The following is a 5119-nucleotide window of genomic DNA, read 5'->3' on the forward strand; positions in this document are numbered from 1 at the left end:
GCAAGGCACGTTCGACCTGCTCGTCGCCGACGAGGCCCATGAGTACAAGAACGGTGGCAGTGCCCAAGGCCAGGCCATGGGCGTGCTGGCGGCGAAGGCTCGCAAGACCTTGCTGCTGACCGGCACGCTGATGGGCGGCTATGGTGATGATCTCTTTCACCTGCTGTTCCGAGCCCTTCCGGGGCGGATGATCGAAGACGGCTACCGCCCGACCACGAGCGGCAGCATGACCTCGGCCGCGATGGCGTTCATGCGCGATCACGGGGTCTTGAAGGACATCTATTCCGAGAGCACCGGCACGGCGCACAAGACGGCCAAGGGCACCAAGGTATCGGTGCGCACGGTCAAGGCCCCGGGCTTCGGCCCCAAGGGCGTACTTCGTTGCATCCTGCCGTTCACGATCTTCCTCAAGCTCAAGGACATCGGCGGCAACGTCCTGCCGCCGTATGACGAGGAGTTCCGCGAAGTCGCGATGGACACGGCGCAAGCCGCGGCCTACCGCGATCTGGCGGGTCGGCTGACCGCGGAGCTGAAACAGGCTCTGGCGCGACGCGATACGACCTTGCTGGGTGTGGTCCTCAACGTGCTGCTGGCCTGGCCGGATTGCTGCTTCCGGTCGGAGACCGTGGTGCATCCGCGCACGCGCAACACCTTGGCGTTTGTCCCGGCTCAGTTCAACGAGTTCGAGATCAGCCCCAAGGAGCGTGAGCTGATCGACATCTGCAAAGAGGAGAAGGCACAGGGCCGCAAGGTCCTGGCCTACACGGTCTATACCGGCACGCGCGACACGACGTCACGCCTGAAGGTACTGCTGGAACAGGAAGGTTTTCGGGTGGCGGTGCTGCGCGCAAGCGTGGATGCCAGCCGTCGCGAAGACTGGATCGCCGAGCAACTGGACCGTGGCATCGACGTGCTCATCACCAACCCCGAGTTGGTCAAGACGGGGCTGGACCTGTTGGAGTTCCCGACGATCGTGTTCATGCAGTCGGGCTACAACGTATATAGCCTCCAACAGGCGGCACGCCGCTCCTGGCGCATCGGGCAGAAGCAGCCCGTGCGTGTGATCTACCTCGGCTACGCCGGTTCCTCGCAGATGACCTGCCTGGAGCTGATGGCCAAGAAGATCATGGTCTCGCAGTCCACCTCGGGCGACGTGCCCGAATCCGGGCTTGATGTCCTGAACCAGGACGGTGATTCCGTCGAGGTCGCACTGGCCCGGCAGCTTGTCGCCGCGTGATGCCTTCCACTTACGGCCCTTCGGGGCCGTTTTTTTGTCTCACGATGGCTCCAGCTCGGCGTTGCGCTGGATTTCGCCTAAGCCCGCCACAGCAGGTTTATCAAGGACGGGGATTCAAGAAGTTAGGCGCGGGCCAAGTCGCGCCCCCGAAGCTATGCTGATGGGCCATGCTTGCCGCGACCGTACGCCGGTACAGCCGCGCGAAAGCGGACATTGAAGTTGAGGCTAGGAAAAGCGAGACAATGCTTCCGCTTCGATTCGCTTAATCCAAGCGTCCTTGCAATCAGAGTACGCACGACTGTTTTCGGGATGTAGCGCTGCACATCGGCACTTCTCCCGTTCGTACTGATCTGCGAGGCTCGGCGAACTACGCAGAAGATCGCGGAAAGCGAGGTGTCTGCGGATAGCGGCGTCTCCATCCGCGAAGCAGTGAATTTGAATGAGGCGCTCACCCGTTTCAGGATCATGTAGGGTGCAATAGCGCCTTCCCTCGATGCCGTTGGCTCCGTGCCATACGTAGCCAAGGGCTTCAACGGCAGATCGTTCGCTATCCAATGCGGCCAAGTTCAGAACGACCGGCATAAGGTCGAGGATGGGCTTAGCGGCGATTCCCGGAATAGAAGTTGAGCCGATATGATGGACTTGGAGGATCGAGTCCACGCCCTGTTTAAGTCGCTCTGCTTCGTTCGCCGCTTGGTTCGCCCAGCGCGGGTCATGAGGTGCCAAACGGACAGGCATCGTTGACGGTAACATCCGGTTCCTCAAGAAGTGCGATTAAGGCTTGTCTCTCGTTGTTGGTTTTATCAGCCAGACAGATAGCCGACGAGCCACGAGATCTGACTTTCAAACCGGGACTCTGCTGTGCATTCCTCGGTTCTGACGCAGCGATCGAGCGCGTTTTGATGAACAGAATGAGCTGGCCGTCATTGGTAATCGACTCCGATACAGCGCGCTTAGCTTTCTACTGCGCCGCTCTTATATGGTTCCTAGCCCATGAAATCTCCGCTCTGCAAACTGAGCGGAAGTAGTGTGCCAAATATAACGTTTTGATTCCCTGGCGAGTTTCCCCAGGGACTCGTCACCGACCATCTTTTGTCGCTCCTAGCAAATCGGGCGCTGCCTGGTTCGCATTGTTTGCTGCCGCTCGTGGCCCGAGCGGCGATGGTGAGGGCTCGATGTTTCTGGACACCGAGCTATGTGCCCCTCTCCACCCTGGTTTCACCATCCCGAACGCCGCCTGCTGGCGGGATTTTTCGGCCTACTGTGGTCGGTGCTGGCCGGTGGCTGCGCGACGACGACTGCGCCGGTCGCGCCCGACACCATCGAGGAAGTCTCGGCCGCGCCCGAACCCGAAGCGCCCGAGTACATCCCGGTTGTGCGCTACGCCCGCTACACACTGGTCGAACTGGCCCCCATGGCGGCGCAGCGCGACCTGCTCTTGCAGACCATCGACGTGTCCATGCCCGAGGATGCCCGCGCCACGGTCGGGGATGGGGTGCGGCATGTGCTCAAGCGCAGCGGCTACAGCCTGTGCCAGAACGCGCATGCTGTGATCGAGCTGTACGCGCTGCCGTTGCCGGCGGCACACCTGCACCTCGGCCCCATGACCTTGCGCGATGCGCTGCTCACGCTGGCTGGTCCGGCCTGGGAGCTGCACGCGGATGACCGCGCGCGGCAGATTTGTTTCGAGCGGCCCGGCGACAACACCCCCGTGCCAACCGCAACCGCGGCGGTGCAGACGTTCCCGCTGGCGCCTGCGGTTTCGGGAGGCCAGCCATGAATGCCTTGCATCCCGCTCAACGCTCAACTGCCGCGGTCGTCGTACAGAGCCTGTTCTGGCTCTGGCTGATCGGCCTCAGCGTCATCGTGGCGCTCGGCTATCTGGCGATGCGCGACCAAACCGACCAGGAGCGGCTGGATTCCCGCCTGCAGCGCCTCGAAGCGCAGGCGACTGGCCTGGCCGAGACGATCGAGGCCATCCAGCAGCGCCCGGCCGTCGCAACGGCCGCTGACCTCAAGGACACCCGCCAAATCCTGGAAGCACGCGCCGCCCAGGTGGAGAAGTCGCTGAACGGCTATGCCGCCGCCGATGATCTTCAAGCACTGCGAGCGGAGATCGAGCAGATCAAGACGCGCCAGGCCGCCGCCCGCGCCGCAGCACCCGCCCAGCCGCGCGCATCACGCCCGGCCACCGCCTCCAAGGCCGAACCGCAGCCGCTGCCGTGCCGCGTCGTCGGCGCCGAGCTGCGCGCGGGCGAGCGCAGCGTGTCCGTCGCGCCGGCCAATGGGGATTTCACGCCCGACCAGCTCCAGGTGCTGCTGCCCGGTGATGCGGTCGGCCCATGGCGCTTGCAGGCCATCGAGGGCAATGCCGCGGTGTTTCAGGCCGGCGACCAGACGCGCCGCGTGGCGATTCCCTGACAGGAGCACACCCCATGAAGCCGTCGATCCTCCTTTGTGCGCTCGTCCTGGCGTCGGTGCAGTGGGCGACCTGGGCGCAGCAGCCCGCCACGGCCCCCGCGCGCAATGCACAGAGCCAGGAGCGCCCGCTGGCCGCCCTTGTGCTGGACGACCGGGCAGCCAGTGAATGGGGCCTGCAACCGCAGGAATGGGCTCGCTACCGCGAGCTGATGGACGGGCCGCTGGGCATCCAGTCGCCCAACCTGGACCCGCTGTCTGCCCTGGGTATCGAGGCCCGCACCGATGAAGAACGGCGCCGCTACGCCGAGCTGCAGGTGCAGGTGGAAGCGCGCCGCGTCGAGAAGCTGCTCGCCTACCAGCGCGCCTACGACGAGGCCTGGCAGCGCCTGAACCCCGGCATGCAGCGCGTGAACCTGCCCGACGACAAGCCAAGCGCCGGCATCGCGCGTGGCAGCGGCCGCATGGCGGTGTTCGTCAAGGACGGCTGCACGGCCTGCGGGCAGCTCGTGCAGCGCCTGCAATCCTCGGGCGCGGAGTTCGACCTGTATATGGTGGGCAGCCGCCAGGATGATGCCCGCATCCGCGACTGGGCCAAGCGCGCGCAGATCGACCCGGCGCGCGTGCGCGCCGGCAGCATCACGCTCAACCACGACGGTGGCCGCTGGCTGTCGCTGGGCCTGCCCGGCGATCTGCCCGCCGCCGTGCGCGAAGTGAACGGCCAATGGCAGCGCCAGCCGTAGCCGTACCCCTTCGCGCACTGGTGCTCGCTGCCGGCCTGTATGCCGGTGCCGCCCTGGCCCAGGAGGTTCCGCCACCGGCTTACCAACTCGCTGCCCAGCGCGCAGGCATCCCATCGACCGTGCTCTACGCCGTGGCCTTGCAGGAGAGCGGCATCCGGCGCAACGGGCGCATCGTTCCCTGGCCGTGGTCCCTCAACGTTGCCGGCCAGTCCCGCCGCTTCGCCACGCGGGCCGATGCCTGCTCTGGCTTGCAGCAGGCGATGCGCGCCACACCGCACACACGCATCGACGCGGGCCTGGGCCAGATCAACCTCGGCTACCACAAGCACCGCTTCACCAGTCCGTGCGACTTGCTGGACCCGTACCGCAATCTGGCCATTGCCGCCGAGATCCTGAAAGAGCAGCACACCCCCGGCGAGGACTGGCTGCTGGCGATCGGCCGCTACCACCGCCCCGCTGGCGGCGAGCCCGCCGCCCGCTACCGGCGCTGTGTGTCGCGCCACCTTGCCCGAGTGCAGGGCGCGCGCCCAACCGCCGCGGTACTCGCCGCGCACCAGGAGAGTTCCCCATGACCAAACCCCATCCGGCCCATCTCGCGTTCACGGGCCTGCTCATGCTGCTGGCTGGCCTGCCGTTGGCCTCGCGCGCCGGCGAACCGCTGATCGTGGTCGAAGACCGTGGCGGCACGTCGGCGCTGCCGTACTACGAAGCCCTCAACCTC

The 5119-nt window shown here is 65.5% G+C and carries 6 protein-coding genes and 1 pseudogene; 6 read left to right on the forward strand and 1 reads right to left on the reverse strand.

Going from position 1 to position 5119, the window contains the following annotated elements; genetic code table 11:
• On the forward strand, nucleotides 1-1237 hold a 1237-nt coding region (locus Q0L94_RS09835), incomplete at its 5' end, for a DEAD/DEAH box helicase (RefSeq protein WP_296752933.1).
• A gap of 225 nt (nucleotides 1238-1462) precedes the next feature.
• Here the strand turns inward: Q0L94_RS09835 and Q0L94_RS09840 are convergent.
• The gene (locus tag Q0L94_RS09840; RefSeq protein WP_217354764.1) at nucleotides 1463-1963 is read right to left on the reverse strand and encodes a GrpB family protein; all 501 of its coding nucleotides are present in this window, start codon (nucleotides 1961-1963) and stop codon (nucleotides 1463-1465) included.
• A gap of 469 nt (nucleotides 1964-2432) precedes the next feature.
• Here Q0L94_RS09840 and Q0L94_RS09845 point away from each other — a divergent pair, with 469 nt between their 5' ends.
• The 5 genes and pseudogenes from Q0L94_RS09845 to Q0L94_RS09865 form a co-directional block, all read left to right on the forward strand.
• Nucleotides 2433-3017 (forward strand): PilL N-terminal domain-containing protein, encoded by a 585-nt coding sequence (locus Q0L94_RS09845; protein ID WP_151609205.1) that lies wholly within the window; start codon nucleotides 2433-2435, stop codon nucleotides 3015-3017.
• Nucleotides 3014-3658: a hypothetical protein gene (locus tag Q0L94_RS09850; RefSeq protein ID WP_168728112.1), complete on the forward strand. Its 645-nt coding sequence runs from the start codon at nucleotides 3014-3016 to the stop codon at nucleotides 3656-3658. Before Q0L94_RS09845 ends, Q0L94_RS09850 begins: the two co-directional genes overlap by 4 nt.
• A 14-nt stretch (nucleotides 3659-3672) precedes the next feature.
• Entirely contained in the window at nucleotides 3673-4398 is a 726-nt protein-coding gene (locus Q0L94_RS09855; RefSeq protein ID WP_151609203.1) for a TIGR03759 family integrating conjugative element protein, read from the forward strand.
• On the forward strand, nucleotides 4380-4970 hold the full coding sequence (locus Q0L94_RS09860; RefSeq protein ID WP_296752939.1) for a transglycosylase SLT domain-containing protein: 591 nt from the start codon (nucleotides 4380-4382) through the stop codon (nucleotides 4968-4970). The genes Q0L94_RS09855 and Q0L94_RS09860 overlap by 19 nt, the downstream gene beginning before the upstream one ends.
• Nucleotides 4967-5119 (forward strand): annotated as a pseudogene (locus Q0L94_RS09865) (integrating conjugative element protein); the annotation flags it as partial. The gene Q0L94_RS09860 and the pseudogene Q0L94_RS09865, both read left to right, overlap by 4 nt.

The organism is Thiobacillus sp., from assembly GCF_024708915.1.

What these genes read in the sequence shown, in the direction of transcription:
- Q0L94_RS09845 (WP_151609205.1), top strand. Translation starts at nt 2,433, where the DNA reads ATGTGCCCCTCTCCACCCTGGTTTCACCATCCCGAACGCCGCCTGCTG.
- Q0L94_RS09850 (WP_168728112.1), top strand. Translation starts at nt 3,014, where the DNA reads ATGAATGCCTTGCATCCCGCTCAACGCTCAACTGCCGCGGTCGTCGTA.
- Q0L94_RS09855 (WP_151609203.1), top strand. Translation starts at nt 3,673, where the DNA reads ATGAAGCCGTCGATCCTCCTTTGTGCGCTCGTCCTGGCGTCGGTGCAG.
- Q0L94_RS09860 (WP_296752939.1), top strand. Translation starts at nt 4,380, where the DNA reads ATGGCAGCGCCAGCCGTAGCCGTACCCCTTCGCGCACTGGTGCTCGCT.